At 62.7% G+C, this 21,853-nt stretch carries 20 protein-coding genes and 1 pseudogene; 15 read left to right on the top strand and 6 right to left on the bottom strand.

From position 1 onward, the window contains the following. Positions 1-238: 238 nt before the first annotated feature. From M2394_RS16240 to M2394_RS16200, 9 genes are all read left to right on the top strand, one after another. Positions 239-1,168, top strand: a complete 930-nt coding sequence (locus M2394_RS16240) for a fatty acid desaturase (protein WP_259173151.1) — start codon at positions 239-241, stop codon at positions 1,166-1,168. Between the two features lie 9 nt (positions 1,169-1,177). Then, on the top strand, positions 1,178-1,969 hold the full coding sequence (locus tag M2394_RS16235) for a phosphate/phosphite/phosphonate ABC transporter substrate-binding protein (RefSeq protein WP_259173149.1): 792 nt from the start codon (positions 1,178-1,180) through the stop codon (positions 1,967-1,969). 108 nt (positions 1,970-2,077) lie between these two features. Beyond that, a complete protein-coding gene (locus M2394_RS16230; RefSeq protein WP_178925126.1) occupies positions 2,078-2,587 on the top strand; it encodes a sigma-70 family RNA polymerase sigma factor in 510 nt (169 codons plus the stop codon). Then, on the top strand, positions 2,584-3,522 hold the full coding sequence (locus M2394_RS16225; RefSeq protein WP_259173148.1) for a FecR domain-containing protein: 939 nt from the start codon (positions 2,584-2,586) through the stop codon (positions 3,520-3,522). Before M2394_RS16230 ends, M2394_RS16225 begins: the two co-directional genes overlap by 4 nt. 235 nt (positions 3,523-3,757) lie before the next feature. Then, a complete protein-coding gene (locus M2394_RS16220; RefSeq protein WP_259173147.1) occupies positions 3,758-6,394 on the top strand; it encodes a TonB-dependent receptor in 2,637 nt (878 codons plus the stop codon). Between the two features lie 178 nt (positions 6,395-6,572). Next, positions 6,573-7,586 (top strand): ABC transporter substrate-binding protein, encoded by a 1,014-nt coding sequence (locus M2394_RS16215; RefSeq protein ID WP_259173146.1) that lies wholly within the window; start codon positions 6,573-6,575, stop codon positions 7,584-7,586. Next, complete coding sequence (locus tag M2394_RS16210; protein WP_178925133.1) at positions 7,586-8,512, top strand: aliphatic sulfonate ABC transporter substrate-binding protein; 927 nt, start codon at positions 7,586-7,588, stop codon at positions 8,510-8,512. The genes M2394_RS16215 and M2394_RS16210 overlap by 1 nt, the downstream gene beginning before the upstream one ends. 2 nt (positions 8,513-8,514) lie before the next feature. Further along, entirely contained in the window at positions 8,515-9,519 is a 1,005-nt protein-coding gene (locus tag M2394_RS16205) for an ornithine cyclodeaminase family protein (RefSeq protein ID WP_259173144.1), read from the top strand. After that, positions 9,516-10,904 (top strand): aromatic amino acid lyase, encoded by a 1,389-nt coding sequence (locus tag M2394_RS16200; RefSeq protein ID WP_259173143.1) that lies wholly within the window; start codon positions 9,516-9,518, stop codon positions 10,902-10,904. Before M2394_RS16205 ends, M2394_RS16200 begins: the two co-directional genes overlap by 4 nt. 23 nt (positions 10,905-10,927) lie before the next feature. Here the strand turns inward: M2394_RS16200 and gstA are convergent, their stop codons facing one another. After that, positions 10,928-11,530 (bottom strand): glutathione transferase GstA, encoded by a 603-nt coding sequence (gene gstA / locus M2394_RS16195; RefSeq protein WP_259173141.1) that lies wholly within the window; start codon positions 11,528-11,530, stop codon positions 10,928-10,930. 96 nt (positions 11,531-11,626) lie between these two features. On the opposite strand from gstA, the gene M2394_RS16190 reads away from it, so the two are divergent. From M2394_RS16190 to M2394_RS30505, 3 genes and pseudogenes are all read left to right on the top strand, one after another. After that, complete coding sequence (locus tag M2394_RS16190; RefSeq protein ID WP_178925141.1) at positions 11,627-12,496, top strand: LysR family transcriptional regulator; 870 nt, start codon at positions 11,627-11,629, stop codon at positions 12,494-12,496. Between the two features lie 122 nt (positions 12,497-12,618). Next, a pseudogene (locus M2394_RS30510) lies at positions 12,619-13,440 on the top strand (PAS domain-containing protein); the annotation flags it as partial. Then, a complete protein-coding gene (locus tag M2394_RS30505) occupies positions 13,414-13,983 on the top strand; it encodes a methyl-accepting chemotaxis protein (protein ID WP_371319317.1) in 570 nt (189 codons plus the stop codon). The pseudogene M2394_RS30510 and the gene M2394_RS30505, both read left to right, overlap by 27 nt. A 113-nt stretch (positions 13,984-14,096) precedes the next feature. On the opposite strand, the gene M2394_RS16180 is transcribed toward M2394_RS30505, so the two are convergent. From M2394_RS16180 to M2394_RS16165, 4 genes are all read right to left on the bottom strand, one after another. Then, entirely contained in the window at positions 14,097-14,606 is a 510-nt protein-coding gene (locus tag M2394_RS16180; protein ID WP_176994219.1) for a hypothetical protein, read from the bottom strand. A 132-nt stretch (positions 14,607-14,738) separates the two neighbouring features. Then, a complete protein-coding gene (locus M2394_RS16175) occupies positions 14,739-16,154 on the bottom strand; it encodes an MFS transporter (protein ID WP_178925145.1) in 1,416 nt (471 codons plus the stop codon). A gap of 140 nt (positions 16,155-16,294) precedes the next feature. Continuing rightward, on the bottom strand, positions 16,295-16,927 hold the full coding sequence (locus M2394_RS16170; RefSeq protein WP_259173140.1) for a glutathione S-transferase family protein: 633 nt from the start codon (positions 16,925-16,927) through the stop codon (positions 16,295-16,297). A gap of 59 nt (positions 16,928-16,986) precedes the next feature. After that, positions 16,987-17,421, bottom strand: a complete 435-nt coding sequence (locus M2394_RS16165; RefSeq protein WP_178925149.1) for a PACE efflux transporter — start codon at positions 17,419-17,421, stop codon at positions 16,987-16,989. Positions 17,422-17,531: 110 nt separating this feature from the next. Here M2394_RS16165 and M2394_RS16160 point away from each other — a divergent pair, with 110 nt between their 5' ends. Next, positions 17,532-18,407, top strand: a complete 876-nt coding sequence (locus tag M2394_RS16160; protein ID WP_259173139.1) for a LysR family transcriptional regulator — start codon at positions 17,532-17,534, stop codon at positions 18,405-18,407. A 131-nt stretch (positions 18,408-18,538) separates the two neighbouring features. Here M2394_RS16160 and M2394_RS16155 read toward each other — a convergent pair whose 3' ends face one another. Then, positions 18,539-19,570: a LacI family DNA-binding transcriptional regulator gene (locus M2394_RS16155; protein WP_176998023.1), complete on the bottom strand. Its 1,032-nt coding sequence runs from the start codon at positions 19,568-19,570 to the stop codon at positions 18,539-18,541. Between the two features lie 212 nt (positions 19,571-19,782). On the opposite strand from M2394_RS16155, the gene M2394_RS16150 reads away from it, so the two are divergent. After that, positions 19,783-20,316 (top strand): gluconokinase, encoded by a 534-nt coding sequence (locus M2394_RS16150; protein ID WP_065932241.1) that lies wholly within the window; start codon positions 19,783-19,785, stop codon positions 20,314-20,316. Between the two features lie 84 nt (positions 20,317-20,400). After that, the gene (locus M2394_RS16145) at positions 20,401-21,753 is read left to right on the top strand and encodes a GntP family permease (protein ID WP_176998013.1); all 1,353 of its coding nucleotides are present in this window, start codon (positions 20,401-20,403) and stop codon (positions 21,751-21,753) included. Positions 21,754-21,853: the final 100 nt, after the last annotated feature.

Genomic DNA, 21,853 nt, shown 5'->3' with positions numbered 1-21,853 from the left:
TATACCCAGTGCTACATCCCCTGCACGTGGAGTACGTATCATGGCCAAAGGTATGGATTCAAAAAAAGCCGCGAAGAAAAAACCGGCCAAGACCGCCGATGAAAAACGCGCCGACAAGAAAGCCAAGAAATCCGAAACCGGCTTATTCGGCCATTGAGTTCCAAGCTTAGAACCAAATGATCTGCAAGATTTTCCGGCCTCGCTGCACAGAGCAGGAAACACCTGCTCTGAGCTGCCGATGGCCAACTACCTTGATCTGACCCAACGCCGGGAAATCGAAGCCCTGGCGCAACGCTTTACCGTACGCACCGAATGGCCGACCTGGCTGCTGATCATCGGCGTCTATGCCGGCTGGTTCAGCGTGATGTTCGCCAGCCATTGGCTGGGCCTGTGGCTGAGCACTTTGTTGCTGATCCCGCTGGTGACGCTGTGGCTGTCGGTGCAACACGAACTGCTCCATGGCCATCCCACCCGTTCGCTGTTCGTGAACAAACTGCTCGGTTACGCCCCGTTTGCCGTGTGGTACCCCTACACCCTGTACCGCGACAGCCACCTGCTGCACCACAACGACGAAGACCTCACGCTGCCGGGCATCGACCCGGAAAGCCGTTACCTCAGGCAAGCCCAGTGGGACAGCAGCTCGCTGTTCGAACGCGGTGTGCACTGGCTGACCAAGACCGTGCTAGGCCGTTTCCTGTTGGCCGCTCCGTTGGCGATTGGCCGGCTGGCCCGCCATGAGTGGCAGCGCCTGCCGCAGGTATGGCCGATGTGGCTGTGCCACGGCGCCGTCACCGTACTAATGCTCAGCTTTATCGCCCACTACAGCGCGTTGTCGGTGCTGCACTACCTGCTGCTGGTCAGTGTGCCGGCCTTGTCCCTGGCGTCGATCCGTTCCTACTATGAGCACCGCCCGCACCCGCAACCGGAACAGCGCACCGTGCTCAACGAAGCGTCCTGGCCGTGGACCTGGCTGTTCCTCAACAACAACCTGCACCTGGTGCACCACGACTTGCCGAAACTGCCCTGGTATTTGCTACCCACCGTGTACCGTGCGCGCCGCGAACAGTGGGTGGCGCGCAGTGGTGGGTTCCTGGTGCAGGGCTATGGCCAGTTGATCAGCCGTCACGGCCTCAAGGCCATCGACAGCCCCCGGCACCCTTTTGCGTGAGACAAGACCATGAGTGAGCACTACGCCGAGTTGCTGATGTACGTTGCGCCGGATCACATACACCAGGCCAACCAGCAGTGGCTGGCGCGTATTCTTGAACGGCTCGATCTCGGTCGCCGTAACGCCGACCACCTCGACCTGCACGGCCTGTGGCTCGCCCCCGAACTGCTCGTCACGCAAACCTGCGGCTACCCGCTGATGACCCAGTTGCGCGGCCAGGTCCGCATCATCGGCCGCCCGCGCTACGAACTGCCCCACAGCAGTGGCGGCGAACATTGCAGCCTGCTGCTGACCCGCGACGACAACCCGCGCACCACCCTGGCGCAGTTCTACGACAGCCGGGGCGTGATCAATGGCCATGATTCCAACAGCGGCATGAACCTGCTGCGCGAACGCCTCGCGCCGTTGCAGCGCGATGGCCGCTTCTTCGCCAGCGTCGGCGTCAGCGGCGCGCACCGCGAGAGCCTGCGCTGGCTACGGGAAAACCGCGCCGACCTCGCCGCCATCGACAGCGTGACCTACGACTACCTGGCCCGTTTCGCCCCGCACGAAGTGGCGGGGCTGCGCCTCGTCAGCCGCAGCGCGCCCAGCCCGACCTTGCCTTACATCGGCCCGCTGAGCTTGAGCGATGAGCAGGTCACCACGATTCGCCAGGCGATGAACCAGGCACTGCAGGATTTGCCGCAAGTGGTTGAAACCCTGGGCGTGCAGGCAGTGCTCCCGGCCAGCGAAGACGACTATCAGGTGCTGCTGGACTATCAACAGCAAGCCGCCAGTGCTAGTTACTCGGTGCTTCAATAAGGTTATATAAAAATACCTTTTAAATATTATTAAAGAATAAGCAGCCTTGCTAGGATCGCTCCACCGGAACACCGGACATAACGCGCAACCTACTCAAATGGAGCCACTATGTCCGGCGCCGACACTTCTCACAGCGATTACGTGGGCGGATTGTTCCGCAGTCATTACGACTGGCTGTGCAGCCGTTTGCACCGTCATCTCGACTCCCGTGCGCACGCCGAAGACATCGCCGCCGATACCTTTGTCCAACTCTTGAGTTCGCCGGGGGTGGTGCCGATCCGGCAACCCCGCGCCTTGCTCACCACCATTGCCCAGCGCCTGATGTACCAGCTGTGGCGCCGTCGTGACCTGGAGCGCGCCTACCTCGACGCCCTCGACAACGACGAAACCTCTACCGCACCCTCGCCGGAAGACCTGGCGCAAATGCTCGAAGCCCTGCAGGCCATCGACCACTTGCTTGACGGCTTGCCGGCCAAGGTCAAGGCGACCTTTTTGTTATCGCAACTCAATGGCCTGACCTACCCGGAAATCGCGGCCGAGTTGGGTATTTCCCAGCGTTCCGTGAGCGACTACATGGCCCGCGCCCTCAACCGTTGCCTGCGGCTGTGCCTGGAATGAACGATGAGCTGATCGACACTGCCACGCACTGGTATGTACTGTTGCGTTCAGGCCAGGCCACGGCGGCGGATTGGCAGCGTTATCACCAGTGGCGCGCCAGTGACCCGCGCCACGAAGCATTGTGTCAGCAACTGGAGACACGTTTGGGGGTGTTCCAGATTCCCCAGGCCCAGGGGGTGAGCGGCAAAGTGTTGCAGCAGGCGCTGGACGCGCCTTCCAGTCGGCGTCAGGTGTTGCAGGTCGCGTTGGCCGGTGCTGGCGTGGCAATCGGCGCAGCGCTGCTGGCCAAGCCCATGGGCTTGTCGGAGCTGACGGCCGATATCCGCACCGGCACCGGCGAGCGCCGCACCGTCACCCTGGCGGATGGCAGCGAATTACTGTTGAACGCGCAAAGCGCGGCGGATATCCAGTTTGATTCGCAACGGCGCCTGGTGCGCCTGCGTGAAGGGGAGTTACTCGCCAAGGTTGCCAGCGACCGCAATCGACAGTTTCAGATCCAGACTGACCACGCGCACCTGCACGCCTATGGCAATCGCTTTCTGGTGCGTGAGCGGGAAGGGCAGGGCCAGGTCGTTGCGCTTAACGGTGCGGTGCAGATCGACCGCCAGGACGGCGAGCGCCTGCAACTGGCGGCCGGCCATGAAGTGCACTACGGCCCCACGGGCTTTGGCCCTGTTGAAGCCAGTTCTTCCGCCGCGACCGCGTGGGTCGATGGTTTCCTGCAGGTACGCGACCGTCCGCTGGCCGAGGTGATCGAGGCGTTACGCCCGTATCACAACGGCGTGCTGCGCCTGGACCCCGGCGTCGCTGGCCTGCGCGTCAGCGGCCTGTACCGTCTCGACAATCCCCAGCAGATCCTCGACACCCTGGCGCGCACCTTGCCGATTCACATCACGCGCCGCACCGGCTTGTGGGTGACCGTCAGTGCGGCCTGACCCCCTGTGGGAGCTGGCTTGCCTGCGATGGCATCCCCGCGGTGTGCCTGTGGTACCGAGTTGTCTGCATCGCAGGCAAGCCAGCTCCCACATTGAATGGGTGATCAGTTTAAGGCCAGGACCCGGTTCTAAGGACATAACCAAACGATCTGCAAGTTTTCCCCTCGCTGTCCCACATCACTCCCGTAAGCGCTGCGGGGAGCAGCGTTCTCGAGTTTCCTTGGGGGGAGCCAAAGTGAGTCAGTTCAACCGTGTGCCGCTTCGAACCTTTGCCCTGGTGCCGTTGGCCAGCCTGTTTTTCGCGTTTACCGCCAGTGCCGAAGAGGCGCGCCAGGTCTATCACATCGCCCCTGGCCCGTTGGATGAAGTGCTGCTGAACATCAGCCGACAGAGCGGCCAGGTGATCTCCTTCACCCCGCAACTGGGCCAGTATTCCTCGGCCAGCGTGGACGGTTCGCTGTCGGCCCATCAGGCCGTCGACGCCGCGCTCAAGGGCACCGGCCTGCAAGTGCAGGTCAGCCCGGAAGGCGCCTTCATCATCAAGGAAGGCGCGAGCAAAAACGCCACCAGCAGCGTCAAGGCCCAGACCAGCGCCGCGCAGGCGCCAACCCTGGATCGCGTGGTCGCCATCGGCACCCGTCGCAGTGACGCCACCGCCCTGACCAGCAGCGCCCCCGTGGACGTGATCAACGCCGAAGAACTCAAGCAGACCGGCGCCACCAGCCTCAACCAGGCGCTGTTCCAGTTGCTGCCCTCGTTCAACTTTCCGCAGAACAACAGCGCCACCCGTGGCCAGGACCCCAAGGGCGCGTCCTTGCGTGGCCTGTCGCCTGACCAGACCCTGGTGCTGATCAACGGCAAGCGCCGGCACACCTCGGCGGTGGTGAATATTTCCGGGGGCGTGCCATTCATTGGTGCCCAGCCGGTGGACCTGGACATGATCCCCATCAGCGCCATCGACCACGTCGAAGTGCTGCGTGATGGCGCCTCGGCGCAGTATGGTTCCGACGCGGTGGCCGGCGTGGTCAACATCGTGCTCAAGGAGCGCGACAGCGGCGGCGGTATCAACACGCAACTGGGCAAGTACGCCCAGGGCGACGGCTTCAGCAAGACCACCGACGGCTGGTACGGCATCGGCCTGCCGGGCGATGGCTTCCTGACCCTGAGCTTCAACACCCTGAACAACAAGCCCGACGACATCGGCGACAAGTACGTGGCCGACGGCCAGGTGCAAGACCCGCGCTGGGGCGGTGCCGGGCGTGACAAATACAACCTGGCGGCCAACGCCGAGATCGGCCTGAACGATCAATGGCGCCTCTACAGCTTCGCCACCTTTGGCCAGGACACGTCGGTGAACAACACGCCGCCGCTGCTGGCCAGCAGCCCTAACAACGTGGCGTCGATCTACCCCAACGGCACGATCCCCAAATACCGCTATCGCTATGAAGACGGCGCCATCACCGTGGGCACCCGTTATGAAGATGACAGCATCGGCCGCTTCGACCTGAGCGCCACTTACGGCCGCGACGAGCACGATGAACTGGCCTTCAACACCGTCAACCCGAGCTACGGCGCCAACAGCCCGACCAAATTCAACGTCGCCACCCTGATCAACGACCAGACCAACATCACCCTCGACTACGCCAAGGACCTGGACGTGAACTGGTCCAGCCACCCGCTGACCGTCTCGGCCGGCGTGGCCTACCGGCATGAGCAATATCGCCTGGAGGCGGGTGACTACGACTCCTACTCCTATGGCGGTATCGACAACGTGCAAGTGGGCGCGGTGCAGGCTTCGGGCCTGACCCCGGATGACGCCGGTACCTTCAAGCGCGACGTGGGCGGGGTGTATTTCGGCCTGGAAAACCAGGTCACCGACAAGCTGCAAGTGGGCGTGGCCGGGCGCACCGAGCACTACTCGGATTTCGGTTCGGCCACCACGGGCAAGCTGTCGGCGCGCTATGACTTCACCCCGCAAGTGGGCGTGCGCGCGACGGTCAACAACGCGTATCACGCGCCGAGCCTGGGGCAGATCGGCACGTCGTGGACCACCACCACCAACCTGGACGTCAACGGCAACCCGGTGTTGACCCGCATGCTGCCGGCCGACAACCCTGCGGCCCGCGCCCTCGGCGCCCAGGCGCTCAAGCCAGAAAAATCCACCAACTACTCGTTGGGCCTGGTGCTGCGACCGACTGAGCACGCCTCGTTGACCGTCGACGCCTACCAGATCTCGATCCGCGACCGGCTGTTGTTCAGCGGCGGTATTTCCGGGCCGTTGGCCGAGCAGATCCTCACCAATGCCGGCTACGGCCAGTACTCCTGGGCGCAGTTCATGACCAACGCCGCCGACACCCGCACCCGGGGCGTCGACATCGTCGGCAAGTACAACATTGACCTTGCGCAGTTCGGCGACCTGAACCTGTCGGCCGGCTACACCAAGGCCCGCACCACCATCGAGAAGGTCCACGAAAACCCCAACGGCTTCGAAGTGCTGACCCGCGAAGCCCGTGGCTTTATCGAGCATGGCTACCCCGAGGACAAGCTGGTGTTCGGCGCGGTGCACAAGATCAGCCAGTGGACCATTGCCCTCAACGAAACCCGCTACGGCAAATACCGCAAATACGCGGCTGCCGAAGCCAACGCCCAATACGACCAGACCTTCAGTGCGCAATGGACCACCGACCTGGACGTGAACTACGCGTTCACCAAGCAACTGCGCGTCTCGGTGGGGGTGAACAACCTGTTCGACAGCAAACCCGACGACTTCAACACCCGCCTGCGCCAGACGCCCGGTCAGCAATACAGCTACCTGTCGCCGACCGCGCCGGAGGGGGGGTTTTACTACACGCGGCTCAGTTATGACTTTTAACCGATCTTGAGTACCGCAGAGATCAAATGTGGGAGCGGGCTTGCTCGCGAAGACGGTGGATCAGTCACCGGATGCATTGACTGGCACACCGCATTCGCGAGCAAGCCCGCTCCCACACAAGCCCACTCCCACACTGGTTTTGCGTTGTTCTCGAAATCGAATCACCAAGAGGCTACACATGAAAAAGATCAAACACCTGCTCGGTGGCTCGCTACTGGCCCTGGCCCTGGTGGCCCAACACGCGCCCGCCGCCGACGCGGTCAAGCCGATCCACTTCGGTGACATCACCTGGGAAAGCGGCAGCTTGATTACCGAAGTGCTGCGCGTGATCGTCGAGAAAGGCTACGGCCTGCCCACCGACACCTTGCCCGGCAGCACCGTGAGCCTGGAAGCCGCCCTGGCCAAGGACGACATCCAAGTGATCGGCGAAGAGTGGGCCGGGCGCAGTCCGGCGTGGGTCAAGGCGGAAAGCGAAGGCAAGGTGTTCGGCCTGGGCGACACGGTCAAAGGCGCCACCGAAGGCTGGTGGGTGCCCGAGTACGTGATCAAGGGCGATGCCGAACGGGGTATCAAGCCGCTGGCGCCGGACCTCAAGTCAGTGGCCGACCTGGCGCGCTACAAAGACGTGTTCCGCGACCCCGAAGACCCGAGCAAAGGGCGCTTCCTCAACAGCCCCACCGGCTGGACCTCCGAGATCGTCAACAGCCAGAAGCTCAAGGCCTATGGCTTGACCGACACCTTCGTCAACTTCCGCACCGGTTCCGGTGCGGCGCTGGACGCCGAGGTGGCGTCCTCGATCCGTCGTGGCAAGCCGGTGTTGTTCTACTACTGGTCGCCGACGCCGCTACTGGGCCGTTTCAAGCTGATCAAGCTGGAAGAGCCGCCGTTCAACGCCGAAGCCTGGAAAACCTTGGCCGACGCCCACAACCCGCACCCTATCGGCACCCGTTCGTTGCCCGCGCATTTGGCGATTGGCGTGTCGGCGCCGTTCAAGGCGCAGTACCCGCAACTGGTGACGTTCTTCGAGAAAGTCGACCTGCCGATCGACCTGCTCAACGGCACCCTCGCGCAGATGAGCGAGAAGCGTGAGCAACCGCGCCAGGTTGCGTTGACGTTCCTCAGGGAACAACCACAAGTCTGGCAACAGTGGGTGCCGGCGGACGTCGCGGCCAAGGTCAAGGGGGCGCTCTGATGCTTAAATTCCTCGCTGCTGCCGTTTTATCGCTGGTCGCCGGTCACGTGCTGGCGGCCGACCCGGCCACCTTGCGCATCGGCTACCAGAAAAGCTCGGTGAGCATGGTGCTGGCCCGTGAGCACAAGCTCTTTGAAGCCGCGCTGCCCGGCACCCAGGTGCAGTGGATCGAGTTTCTCGGCGGTCCGCCGCTGATCGAGGCGTTGAACGGCGGCAGCCTGGACATCGGCAATATCGGCGACATCCCGCCGATCTTCGCCCAGGCGGCTGGCATTGATTTGCAGTACTTCGCTGTCGAGCCCAATGAAGGCAAGACCGAAGCGGTGCTGGTACCCAAGGCCAGCACGATCCAGAGCGTGGCCGAACTCAAGGGCAAGCGCGTGGCGCTGCTCAAGGGCTCCAGTGCGCACAACCTGTTCTTGAAAAGCCTGCTGCGCGCCGGTCTGCAATGGAAAGACGTGAACGTGGTGTACCTGTCGCCGTCCGATGGGCGCGCCGCGTTCGAGCAGGGCAAGGTCGACGCGTGGGTGGTGTGGGACCCGTACTACTCGGCCGCCGTGGTCGACGGTTCCGCCCGCGTGTTGGGCGATGGCCAGGGCCTCAACCCGGCCGGGAGTTTCTTTGTGGTTAACCACCCGTTCGCTCAACAGCACCCGCAGGCCGTCGCCACGATTATCCAGACCCTGGCCAAGGCGCAGCGCCTGTCCCTCGACCAGCCCGACGACAGCATCGCCCTGATGGCCAAGACCCTGGGCCTGCCACCGGCGGTGGTGCGCAGCTACTTCGAACACCGCTCGCCCGCGCCGATCCGCCCGCTGCAAGCCGTCGACGTCGCCAACCAGCAACGCACCGCCGACCTGTTCTTCGCCAACGGCCTGATCCCTAAAAAGGTCGATGTGCAGCAAATCGTCTTCAAGGCCCCTTAATCATGCAACCGATCTATATCGATTTTCTCAACGGCCTCGACATCGATGAACTGGGCCTCTCCAACGACGAGATCCTCACCGCCATCGAAGCCAGCCTGGCGATCCAGGGCCGGGGCGAGGCGGTGATCGAGCCGCGCACCCACTTGATTCCCGGCGGCGAGATCAACGGCCACTTCAACGTACTGCGCGGCGTGCTCGGCGGCAACATCGGTTACGCGGGCGTGAAAGTGGTGGGCGATTTCGTCGACAACTACCGCAAGGGCCTGCCTTCGGAACTGGCGATCCTCAACCTGCTGGACCCGGCCACCGGCATTCCCAAGGCGATCCTCGACGCCTCGGCCATCACCGATATGCGCACCGGCGCGGTCACTGCCATCGGCGCCAAATACCTGGCCCGGCCCGACAGCAAAGTGCTGGCGCATATCGGCGCCCGTGGCACCGCATACTGGAATGTGCGCTTGCTCGACCACCTGTTTGACTTCGAGGAAATCCGCGTGCATTCGCGCCGCAGCGAAAGCCGCGAAGCCTTCGCCGAACGCCTGCGCCAGGACTTGGGCAAACCGGTGATCGTCACCGAGGATTGGGAAAGCACCGTGCGTGGCGCCGACATCGTGGTCGAGGCCTCGCGCCTGGATCAGCCCGAGCCCTTGCTGCGCACCGACTGGATCAAACCCGGGGCGTTTGTCGTGCCCTACGGCACCATGAGCGCGGTGGAACTGTCGCTCACCGACATTATGAGCAAGTTGGTGGTCGATGATTGGGGCCAGTGCAAGGGCGGTCTGTTTGGCGCGTTACGTGCCCATGTCGACGCCGGAAAACTCAGTGCCGACACCCTGCATGCCGAGCTGGGGCAGATCGTTGCCGGCTTGAAAAACGGCCGGGAAAACCCTGAAGAAACCATCCTGTTCTGGCATCGCGGGCTGAGCCTCAGCGATATCGCCCTGGGCCACGCCCTGCTGGAAAAAGCCAAGCGCCAGGGGATTGGCCAGCGGTTGCGCTGGGCATGATTGAGCTGGATCCCCAAGGCCTGGCGCTCGCGGATTTATTGGCGATTGCCCGGCAGGATGCATCGGCCGACTTTACCCCTCTGGCCCGTCAACGCATCGAAGACGGTCACGCATTGCTGCTGAAACTGGCCGCCGAAGGCACACCGATTTATGGCGTGACCACCGGCCTCGGCGCGGCGGTGGATACGCCTGTGGCACCTGTGCAGGCAAACATCCCCCTGGGCCGGGCGGTGGGGGTGGGGCGCCTGGCCAACCGACAGGAAGTGCGCGCGATCATGGCGGCGCGGCTGGCGGGGTTGGCTCAGGGCCGTTCGGGCATTTCACCAGAAGCGGCGGATGCGTTGCTGGCGCTGCTCAATACCGGGGTCGAGCCCGAGGTGCCGTTGCTCGGCTCATTGGGTGAGAGTGACCTGGCGCCCTTGGCCCACCTGAGCCTGGCGTTGTCGGTGCCGTTGACCGGCAAGGACGGCCTGGCGCTGGTCTCGGCGAATGCCGCGAGTGTCGGCCTGGGCGCCTTGCTGGTGGCCGACGCGCAGCAGGTGCTGGCGGCGTTGCTGGCGGCATTGGCACTTTCGTGCGAAGGCTATCGGGCCAACCTCAGCCCGTTCCAGCCGTGGGCGTCGCGCCTGCGAGCGGCGCCGGGGCAGGCCGAACAATCGGCGGCGTTGTTGCAGTTGTTGGCGGGCGGAGACTTAGCCGATAGCCCGCGCCGCTTGCAGGACCCGTTGAGCTTTCGCTGTGCCACGGTGGTACAGGGCGCTGCGCAGCAGGCGTTGAAACAGCTGCATGAACTGATCGAGTTGGAACTGCGCAGCGGTGCGGATAACCCAGCGTTGATCAGCGAAGAGGCGCGGGTGTTGGCCACGGCGAATTTTGACAGTACCCACCTGGCACTGGCGGCCGAAGGCCTGGGGTTGGCCTTGAGCCGAGTGGCGGCGTGCAGTGCCGAACGCATCGCCAAACTGTTATCGCCTGCGTCCAGTGAGCTGCCACGGTTTTTGATTACCCAGCCGGGGCATGTCGGGATGGCGGCGTTGCAACGTACCAGCTCGGCACTGGTCGCCGAGATCGGGCACTTGGCCAACCCGTTGCCGGCGGTGAGTGTGCCAGTGGCCGATCGCGTGGAAGATTACGCCGGTCAAGCGCTGGCCGTGGTCGACAAGACCCGCCGTTTGACCGAACGGGTGCTGTGGCTGGCGAGTATCGAACTGATCGTCGCCGCGCAGGCCGTGGACCTGCGTGGCCCGCTGCAGCTGGGGCAGGGCGTGCGGCAGGTCCATGAAGCGGTGCGCCGCCACGTGGCGCACCTGGACCAGGACCGCTCCGGTTCAGTGGACGTGCTGGCACTGAGTGCCTTCCTCCAAACCACCCCCTTCCCCCTGTAGGAGCCGGCTCCTACGGGGAGAGGTCAGGCGGCTTCGATGGCCAGTGCGGTCATCACCGCTGGCCGCTCACTGATGCGCTGTTGAAACGCTGCCAGCGCCGGCCATTCCTGCAGGTCGATGTCGTTAAACGCCGCCCAGCGCAGCACCACGAACAGGTAGGCATCGGCCACCGAATACCCGGACTCCAGCAGGTAATCCTGGCGCTCAAGCGTCTGCACCAGAATCGCGAAACGCTTGTGCAACGTGGTGAGGAACATGGCGCGCACGTCGCCCTGGATCGCGCCATTGAAGAAGATCGCCAGGCCGCCGTGGATTTCGCTGGCGATGAAGTTCAGCCATTCCTGCAAGCGCACGCGCTCCCAACTGCCATTGGCCGGGGCCAGGCCTGCTTCGGTTTTCTGGTCGGCCAGGTATTGCAGGATCGCGCTGGCTTCGGTCAGCACCTGGCCATTGTCCAGTTGCAGCGCCGCCACGTAGCCCTTGGGGTTGATCTGCAGGAAGTTCTCGCCGTTGGCGGTGGTTTTGGTCTGGTTGTCCACCCGCACCAGCTCGAACGGCAGGGCCAGTTCGCGCAGCACGATATGCGGGGCGAGGGAGCAGGCGTGGGGGAAGAAATACAGTTTCATCAAGGGCGACTCCTTAGGGTTTGCGCCAGTCTCACGGGCATGACACCTTGCGTAAAATTAAACCTTCATAGCCCCGCCATAAGGACAGCTACTGCCATGATGAACCTGATGCACTGGCGCCTGCTGGTGGCCGTGGCCGACCACGGCAGCATCACCGCCGCCGCCGAGCGCGTGGGCATGACCCAATCCGCTGCCAGCCAGGCCATGGCCGGTATGGAGGCGACCCTGGGGGTGCAATTGTTTACCCGTGAGCCGCGCAAGACCTTGCCCACCGCCCTGGGCTTGAGTGTGATCGAACAGGCGCGGGTGATGCTTGGAGCGTTGCAGACCATTCGGACCACCGTCGATGAAGCGCGCCCGCTGCTGCGTGGGAGCATTCGTATTGCCAGTTTCCCTATGGTGCTGGCGACGTTTCTGACACCGTTGCTGCAACGTTTCCGTCAATTGAACCCCGGTATCGAGGTCACCACCCTGGATGTCACCGACAGCGAAGTGCACACCTTGCTGGAGGCCGACCTGATCGACCTGGGCGTGGTGCTCAACCCCAAGCCCGAGCGCAAGGCCACGGTACTGGGGCGTGATTTCTGGATGGCGGTGCTGCCGGCCGAGCATCCGCTGGCGCTGCGCCCGGCAGACGCGACGGTGTCGCTGGAAGAGTTGCTGGAGCAACCGTTCGTGCTGGCCACCGGTGGTTGCACCGCCAACGCCCGTAGCCTGGGAGCCGCAGCCGGGCTGAGCCTGCGTGATATCCGTGTGGAAGTGCGTGAGTTCAACAGTGCCTTCAGCCTGGTCCGTGAAGGCGTCGGCGTGACACTGGTGCCCGAAATGGCCTTGCCGGCCCAGCGAAATGGCCTGCGTGTCATGCCGTTGACGGTACCGATGCACCGCGAATTTGCCTTGGTGGGTTCTCCAACACGGCCTGCTTCGGCGGCGGTCAGCGCATTGTTAAAAATGCTGGCTGACTAGTGACCTTGCATAGCGCCAAGCCCTGTCTATGCTCACCCAGAACCGTGATGACGCTTGCCATATAAAGCGATTCGGATGGTTTGTTCCCCATGAAAGGTTTGCCAGCACTATCCAACTTATGAATGGAATGCGCCTTCCAGGCGCCGGGAATCAAGGGTGATCTGACCATGTTCAACCGCCATCACAAATCCGACCTGCAAGAAATCGAACGTTTCTCCTGTGCCCTTACCGAAGCCAACGCCAAACTCGCCGCCATCAGCCGTTCCATGGCGATGATCGAGTTTGACCGCAATGGCGTGATTCTCGATGCCAACGATAACTTCTGCAAAGCCATGGGCTACACCGTGGAGGAGATTCGCGGCAAACATCATCGGGTCTTCTGCGAAGAGGCCTACACCCACACCGAGGCCTACGCCAAGTTGTGGCGCGACCTGGCGCGGGGCGAGGCCCTCAGCGGCACCTTTATGCGCTTGAACAAGCGCGGCCAGGAAGTATGGCTGGAGGCCAGCTACATGCCGGTGCTCGACAGCCAGAACCAGGTGCAGAGCGTAATCAAGGTGGCGTCGGATATTTCCGCGCGGGTCCACCATGAACACGAAAACCAGAGCCTGATCGACGCCATCAGTCGCTCGATGGCGGTGATTGAGTTCACCCCCCAGGGCCAGATCATCAACGCCAACGACAATTTCCTGCGCACCGTGCAGTACTCGCGCGAAGAAATCATCGGCCAGCACCACAGCATGTTCTGCCATCGCAGCGAGGTGGAGTCGCCTTCGTACAAGGCGTTCTGGGCCTCGCTCAACCGCGGCGAATATCACTCCCACCGTTTCGAGCGCAAAAACAAATACGGCAAGACGCTGTTCCTGGAAGCGTCCTACAACCCGATCTTCGACACCAACGGCCGCTTGTACAAAGTGGTGAAGTTCGCCAGTGACATCACCGATCAGGTCACCACCCTGCGCACCGCTGCGGATTCGGCCCACGCCACCTCGGTGCAGAACGACGCCTGCGCACGCAAGGGCTCGGAGGTGGTGCAGCAAACGGTGCAGATCATCGAAGAAATCTCCCACGACCTGAACCAAGCTGCACAAAGCATCGATGCCGTGAGCAAGCAGTCGGACATCATCGGCGCTATCGTGCAGACCATCCGCAGCATCGCCGAGCAAACCAATATGCTGGCGCTTAACGCGGCGATTGAAGCGGCACGCGCCGGTGAGCATGGGCGCGGGTTTGCGGTGGTGGCCGACGAAGTGCGCAGCCTCGCGGCGCGGACCAGCCAGGCGACGGTGGAGATTGTGGATGTGGTGCGCAAAAACCACGACCTGTCGGTGAGCGCGGTGTCGAGCATGCAGTCGAGCTTGAGCCGCACCGGGCTGGGGGTGGAACTGGCGAATGAGGCGGGGCAGGTGATCCTGGAGATTCAGGAAGGCTCACGGCATGTGGTGGATGCGATCAGTCAGTTCAACTCGACGTTGCAACTGCAATAACTGAAGCAGCTCAAACCTGCAGGAGCCCGGCTTTCCGGCGATGGCGTCCCTGAGATCAACATCGAACTCAAGGGCCTCATCGCCGGCAAGCCGGGCTCCTACAGAATGTGGTGTCAGATCGCGGCCAGGGTTTCTTTCACGGCTTGTGCCGGGTCAGTGGCTTTGGCTGCGACTTGCTGATCCTGTTGCTCCTTCACGCGCTCAGCCACTTGCTTGGCGATCGCGTCCTGTTTTTCCTGCGGCATGGCCTGCACTTCTTCCTCGGTCAAACCCTGTTCCTTGAGCAGTTGCTCACGGATACGCTCGGCCGGGGTTTTGTTCATGTAGTCGGTGAAGTCAGCGCGGGCGGTGCTGGTGCTGGAGCCGGCTGCCGGCACATCAGTGGTCGCCGCAGGGGCTGCGGTGGTGGCTTGCAACTGCACGCGGGTCTTGGCGAAGGCCTCGTCGATACGGTCGTTGGCCTTGTCCAGGTCCTTCTGCGCAGCCGGTACGGTCACGCTTTGCTGCGCAGCCTGCAGGGCGCCGCTGTACAGCGTGCTGGCGGCGGCGTTGGCCGGGTCCATGTCGGCACGCTTGAGCTGTTGCACGGTGGAAATGGCTTGGGTGTTGTTGTTGATCAGCATGATTGCTCACCTGGGGTGTGTTCGGTGCCACAGGTGGAGCAAATAGCGTGCCGGGGGCCATCCCCCCGTATTTATTGGGGCTGGCGCGGCCGTCGCGGCAAGTATTGTCCTGTCGACGGCCGATCCTTGCCGTCAGTGTGCGATGTTTTCCAACGCCAGGTTCCGCGTGCGCGGCCCGAACCCACTGATGGTGATCATCACGATCAGCATGCTGCTGGCAATGAACGCCAACACGCCGGGCGTGCCCAGGTGGTCGAGGATCAGGCCGATCAACAGGCTGCTGAACACCGTGGACAAGCGGCTGAACGAATAGCAGAACCCCACCGCCCGCGCACGGATGTTGGTGGGGAACAGCTCGCTCTGGTACGAGTGATAACTGAAGCTGAGCCAGGCGTTGCAGAAGGTGATCATCACCCCGCAGATCACCAGGCCCACCGCCGTGGTTTGCAGGGCGAACAGGCTGCCGAAGATCATCGCGCCCAGGGCTGAGCCGACAATCTGCCACTTGTTCTCAAAGCGATTGGCCACCTTCACGAACAGCAATGGCCCCAATGGATAGGCGAGGGTGATGATGAACGCGTACATCAAACTGTGGGTCACGCTGACGCCCTGGCCCGACAGCAGCGCCGGCAACCAGTTGCCGAAGCCGAAGAAACCAATGGCCTGGAACACATGGAACACGATCAGCATCAACGCGCGGCGGCGGTACGGCGGTTGCCAGATATCGGCAAAGCGGCCGCTGCCTTGCACGCTGACGGGCTCGGGCTCCGGCGCATCCAGGGGTTTGCCGTGATCCTTCTGGCAGCGGGCTTCCAGAGTGTCGAGGATCGCACTGGCTTCCTCGAAGCGGCCTTTCTGTGCGAGCCAGCGCGGTGATTCCGGCAGGCGTTTGCGCAGCCACCAGATAAACAGCGCAAACACCGCACTGGCCAACACCACCCAGCGCCAGCCGGAAATGCCAAACGGTGCCTGGGGCACCAGCCACCACGACATCAGCGCCACGGCCGGCACCGACAGGAATTGCACGAAAAACGCGAAGGCAAACGCCGAGCTGCGCATGCGCTTGGGCACCAGTTCCGACAAGTAGGCATCGATGGTCACCAACTCGATCCCCAGGCCAATGCCCACCAGAAAACGCATGCAAATAATGCCCAGGGCGGAGGTCTGGATCCCCATCAACACTGTGGCGACGGTGTACCAGACCAGCGCGAAGGTGAAGATTGCACGGCGCCCGAAACGGTCGGCAATCGGGCTGAGCAGGCTGGCGCCAAGGAACAGGCCGAGGAAGGTCGCCGAGGCGAACGCGGCCTGGTCCGAGAAGCCGAACACGCCCTCGCTGCCGGTGTGGAACAGCCCGTCGCTGATCAGGCCAGGGCTGATATAGGCCGTCTGGAACAGGTCATACAGCTCGAAAAAGCCGCCAATCGACAGCAGCGCCACCAGGCGCCAGACGGTGGCGACGGCGGGCAGGCGGTCAATGCGTGCGCTGATATGGGCGGCACGGATCGGGTCGATGCCGTCAGTGGCAGAGGCAGTGAGTGTCGACATGAGCGAGATTCCAGGAGCAGTGGCCTGGAATCTTAGCCTGCTAACGGAAATCGCTGCGTGTGAAGTTGCTTGTGTTTGGCTTCACATTCACCGATTTATTGCGCCAAGGCCTTGTGTTTGCAGGTTTTATGGCGCGGGGCTCAGTTGTGACCGTCCAGGGCGAACTTCTGGAAACCCGGGCGCTGGCTGAGCCGCTGGTAATACGCCTCGACCGCCGGGTAGGGCGGGTGCTCCAGTGGCGCATTGCGCCAGCGGTGTACCGACAGGCCGACGAGGATGTCGGCGAGGCTGAACTCATCGCCGGCTACATAGGCGCCCGTTTTCAGCAACTGTTGCTCCAGCAGGCCCATCTTGTCATTCCAGGCTTGAACGCCCGCGCTGATGCGTTGCGGGTCCTGGTAGTCCGGGTTCTGGCGCACCAGGGCGTGGAACGCGTAGCCCCATGATGGGTTGAGTTCGGTGGCTTGCCAGTCCATCCATTGCTCCACCCGGGCCCGTGGGGCGGGTTCGGCAGGCAGCAGGTCGTGGCGTTGGTAGAGGCCTACGAGGTAACGGCAGATGGTGTTCGATTCCCACAGCACGCCATGGTCGTCGATCAGCACCGGCACTTGGGCGTTGGGGTTCAGGGCGAGGAACTCGGGGGACTGGGTAGGGCTGTAGCCGATGCCCCAGTCTTCACGGTGGTAGTCGATGCCCAGTTCCTGGCAGGTCCACAGGACTTTTCGCACGTTGATGGAGGACGTGCGGCCCAAGATTTTCAATGAGTGTCCCATGGTGCTTCCCTGTCGCTGAAAATGACCTGAAGGAATCTAGCAGCGGTGCACGCTCGAAGCTACGTCGATGTGGCGGGTAGCGCCGATGCGGGCAGGCCGAAGGTGCGGTCGAACAGCCAGTTGAAGGCAAAGGTGTAGCAGGGGATGAACAGGATCAGCGCCAGGTCCAGCAGGAACGCCTGCACGAGGCTCACGTTCATCCACCAGGCGATCAGCGGAATCAGGAACACGATCAGCGTCAGCTGGAACCCCACGGCGTGGGCGATGCGCCGTTTGACTGTGCGCGTGCGGTCATGCTGGCGGCTTTCCCAACGCTCGAACAGGGTGGTGTAGATGAAGTTCCAGGTGACCGCAACGGTGGTGATCACCACCGCCAGGGGCCCAGTGCTGGACGGGTGTGTGCCGGACAGCAGCGCCAGGCCGAGGGCCGAGAAGGTCATGCCGATCAGCTCATAGAGCGACACATACACCAGTTTGCGTTTCACGCCTTGCATACCGCTTCCTCTTTTTTCGGGTGACAGGAACGTCACAAGGCGCGGAAGATAGCGTCAATATGGCTGACACAAAAAGTCAGAAGCTTTCAGTTTTGTTGATAGGTGACGAGATGAGCTTTTCCAGCGACAGCGTTGAAGTGTTCCTGGCCGTGGTGGAGGGCGGCTCTTTTTCAGCGGCGGCGCGGGCGCTGGGCAAGGTGCCTTCGGCGGTGAGCATGGGCATCGCCAACCTTGAGGCCGAACTGGGTTACCTATTGTTTGATCGCAGCCACCGCGAGCCGGTGCCCACCGACCTCGCGCTGGCGCTGATCCCCCATGCACGGTTGATGGCCGAACAGCTCAAGCAGTTGCAGGTGCACGCGTTGCAGCTGTCCCAGGGGTTGGAAAGCAAGTTGTCGATAGGTGTGGGGGTGGATATCAATACTCGGCGTTTGCTCGCGGCCATCGCCGACATCAGCGAGCAATTTCCACTGTTGGAAATCGAAGTGCTGACAGCGCCACAAGATGACGTGTTGCAGTTGCTGCACAGCGGGCGCGTGCAGGTGTGCCTGGTGTTTGCAGGGCTGAGCGTGAACGTGTTGGAGCGTTTTCAGTTTGTCGCCAGTGAGCAGTTGATCGCCTGCATCAGCCCGCACCATCCTCAGGCGCAGGGCGAGCCGTTTCTGGAAGACCTGGTGCGGGTACGGCAGATTCTGGTGGCGGGCCGGGACAGTCCTCTCAGCGATCGCCGCCCACTCGTGGGGCAATCCTATTGGCGTACCGACAGCCTGGGCGTGGCGTTGGACATGGTCGAGGCGGGCCTGGGCTGGGGCAATTTCCCGCAATCGGCGGTGGCGCCACTGCTGGCGGCAGGCCGGTTACGGCGGTTGGACTTCAAGAACATCGAGAACGGGCTGGCGATGGTGGTGAACGCGGTGTGGTTGAAGCACCAGCCCTTGCACAAAGGCGCCTCGGCGCTGGTACAACGGCTGGCCAATCCGGACTGACCCGCCCACATCACCGTAGGAGCCGGCGCGGTCAAAAATGTGGGAGCTGGCTTGCCTGCGATAGCGGCAGATTAGCCGGCACAGCATTGCCTGACACACCGCCATCGCCAGGGATGTGCTTGGCACGCAGCTCAGGTGCTTTCACGCACCTGCAACTCAAACCCCATGTCCACCACCGGCTTGGCGATCTTGTTGCCGGCCATGACCGTCAGCAAATGCTCCGCCGCACGTCGCCCGATGGCTTCTCGCGGGGTGCTGATGCTGCTCAGGCGCGGCACCATGAAGGAGGACGCCGGCAAATCGTTGAAACCCAGCACCGCCACACGCTCTGGCACCTTGATACCATGGCGCAGGGCTTCCAGCAGGGCGCCTTGGGCCAGGTCGTCGTTGCCAAAGAAGATCGCGTCCACGTCCGGATGGGCTGCCAGCATCTGCAAGAACAGCTCGCCGCCCAGGCCAACGGAGGAGGGGCGCGGGGTCAGCAGTTCCAGCGCCGGGTCGTACAGGCCCGCCTGCTGCAACGCGCGGCGAAAGCCCTCGCCCCGCAGCAACGTGCGCTGGTCCAACTGCGCACCGATATACGCCAGGCGCTTGCGCCCACGGGACAGCAGGTGCGCCGCCGCCGTTTCCCCCGCGCTCAGTTGCGAGAAACCCACGCAGTTCACGCCGGCGTTGGGGTCCAGGTCCATCATGTAGATGCACGGCACATTGCTGGCCTCGACCATCCGTCGCGCGCTCTCGGTGCGGTCGAAGCCGGTCAGCAGCAAGCCCCGTGGCTGATAGGCCATGTAGTTGCGCAGCAGGTTCTCTTCTTCTTCACGGGAATAGTGGGAGTTGCCGATCAGCACTTCAAAGCCCTTGGGCCGCAATACCTGGTGGATGGCTTCGAGGGTTTCGATAAACAGCAGGTTGGACAGCGACGGCACGATGACCACCACCGAATGGCTCTGGGCCGACGCCAGGGCACGGGCGGCCGGGTTGACCACGTAGTTCAGCTCGCTGGCGGCCTGCTGGACTTTTTCCACCAGCTCCTTGGCCACGGTGCTCACGCCTCGCAAGGCGCGGGACGCGGTAATCGGGCTGACGCCGGCCAGGCGGGCGACTTCGTTGAGGGTCGGGCGACCCGTGGTGCGCAATTTTTTATCGTTCTTGGAGGTCATCAGGCGGCTTGCCAAACAAAAATCGAGGCACTAAGGTAGCGCTGTCTCCAAATGGCTGCAAATTCTTGAACGCAGGGTTGCCTGATCCGGTTCAAATGATTGGAGAGGATGCACGCGTCACTCCATAAAAATGACAAGACGGCGCGGGAAAAGCCTGTTTTTGCACTAGCCTTACAGCGTGCAAAGGTAGCGCTATCTGCGTCCTGAGGTGTTTCATGAGTCAACCTGTTACCGCCCTGGTCATCATGGGTGTTTCCGGCTGTGGCAAGTCCAGCGTCAGCGAGGCCCTGTGCCGCCTGAACGGCGCCACTGCCATCGAAGGCGACAGCTTTCACCCCGCCGCGAACATCGAGAAGATGAGCGCCGGCCACCCCCTCAACGACGACGACCGCGCCGGCTGGCTCGACATCCTGTGCGATGAACTGCGCCGTTCGCTCAAGGCGGGCGAGCACCCGGTGCTTACCTGTTCAGCCCTGAAAAAGAAATACCGCGACCACCTGCGCGAAGCCGCACCCGGCCTGGGGTTCGTCTTCCTGGAGCTGACCCGCGCCGTCGCCGCCGACCGCGTGTCCCATCGCCCCGGCCATTTCATGCCGGCAAGCTTGATCGACAGCCAGTTCGCCACCCTTGAATCGCCCGTGGGCGAGCCGCTGACCCTGGCCCTCAACGCCAGCGAAGACAGCGTCGAGGACCTGGCCGAGCAAACCCATGCCTGGTGGCTGCAACACGGCTTTGAACCTACTCATTAATTTTTTGCCGGAAAAGATAGCGCTATCCCCGGCGAAAGATTCAACACCCGCTTTAATAACAACAACAAACAGGAGAGACCCCCCATGTTTGGCATGTCCCACGAGTCTTACCTACTGCTTGATGCAGTGGTCACTATCATCGGGTTGATCGTTCTGATCACCAAATTCAAGGTGCACCCGTTCATTGCACTGATCATCGCGGCCGGCTTCCTGGGCCTGACCTCGGGCATGCCCGTGGACAAGATCATCAAGGCGTTCCAGGACGGTTTCGGCGGCGTGCTCGGCTTTGTCGGCATCATCCTTGCGCTGGGCACGATGCTCGGCAAGATGATGGCTGAATCCGGCGGCGCCGATCAGATCGCCCAGACCCTGATCCGCGCCTTCGGCAAAGAGAAGGTGCAGTGGGCGATGATGTTCGCCGCGTTCCTGGTGGGCATCCCGCTGTTCTTCGAGATCGGCTTTGTGCTGCTGATCCCGCTGGTGTTTATCGTGGCGCGCCGCACCGGTGTGTCGCTGATCAAAATCGGCATCCCGTTGCTTGCCGGCCTGTCGGCGGTGCACGGCCTGGTGCCACCGCACCCGGGCCCACTGCTGGCCATCGGCGTGTTTGGCGCGGACATCGGCAAGACCATCCTCTACGGCCTGATCGTCGCATTGCCGACCGCCATCATCGCCGGCCCGATCTTCGGCACGTTCATCGCCAAGTACATCCCGGGCAACCCGTCCCAGGAACTGGTTGATCAACTGGCCCGTGAGCCAGAAAACAAAAACCTGCCGAGCTTCAGCGTGACCCTGATCACCGTGTTGCTGCCGGTGTTCCTGATGCTGCTCAAGACCTTCGCCGACATCGCCCTGCCGGACGGCCACGCCATTCGCAACTGGATGGACATGATCGGCCACCCGATCACCGCGCTGCTGCTGGCGTTGCTGTTGTCGCTGTACACCTTTGGCCATCGCCAGGGCATCGGTTCCAAACAGATCCTCAAGCTGCTCGACGCCAGCCTGGCGCCCACGGCGGCGATCATCCTGATCATCGGTGCCGGTGGCGGCTTCAAGCAGATGCTGGTCACCAGCGGCGTGGGCGACGTGATCGGCCACATGGCAGTGAACGCGCAGATCAATCCGATTTTGCTGGCATGGCTGGTGGCGGCGGTGATTCGTGTGGCGACCGGTTCGGCGACCGTGGCGACCATTACTGGCGCAGGCATCGTGGTGCCGGTGGTGGGGATGATTCCGGGGGTTAACCGGGAACTGCTGGTGCTGGCGACGGGGGCGGGTTCGTTGATCCTGTCTCACGTCAACGATGCGGGGTTCTGGCTGGTGAAGCAGTATTTCAATATGACCGTGGCCGAGACGTTCAAGACGTGGACGGCAATGGAGACCATCCTGTCGATTGTGGCGCTGATCTTCATCATGCTGTTGTCGTTGGTGGTTTAGCAGCCCCACACCATGAGGGCGGGGTGAAAACCCAATCCAAATGTGGGAGCGGGCTTGCTCGCGAATGCGCAGTATCAGTCACCGAATGTGTTGACTGATG

It is taken from the genome of Pseudomonas sp. BIGb0164, assembly GCF_024810135.1.
Taxonomy (GTDB): domain Bacteria; phylum Pseudomonadota; class Gammaproteobacteria; order Pseudomonadales; family Pseudomonadaceae; genus Aquipseudomonas.
Note: the sequence above shows the minus strand (reverse complement) of the source record. Positions and strands in the feature narration are given on the sequence as shown.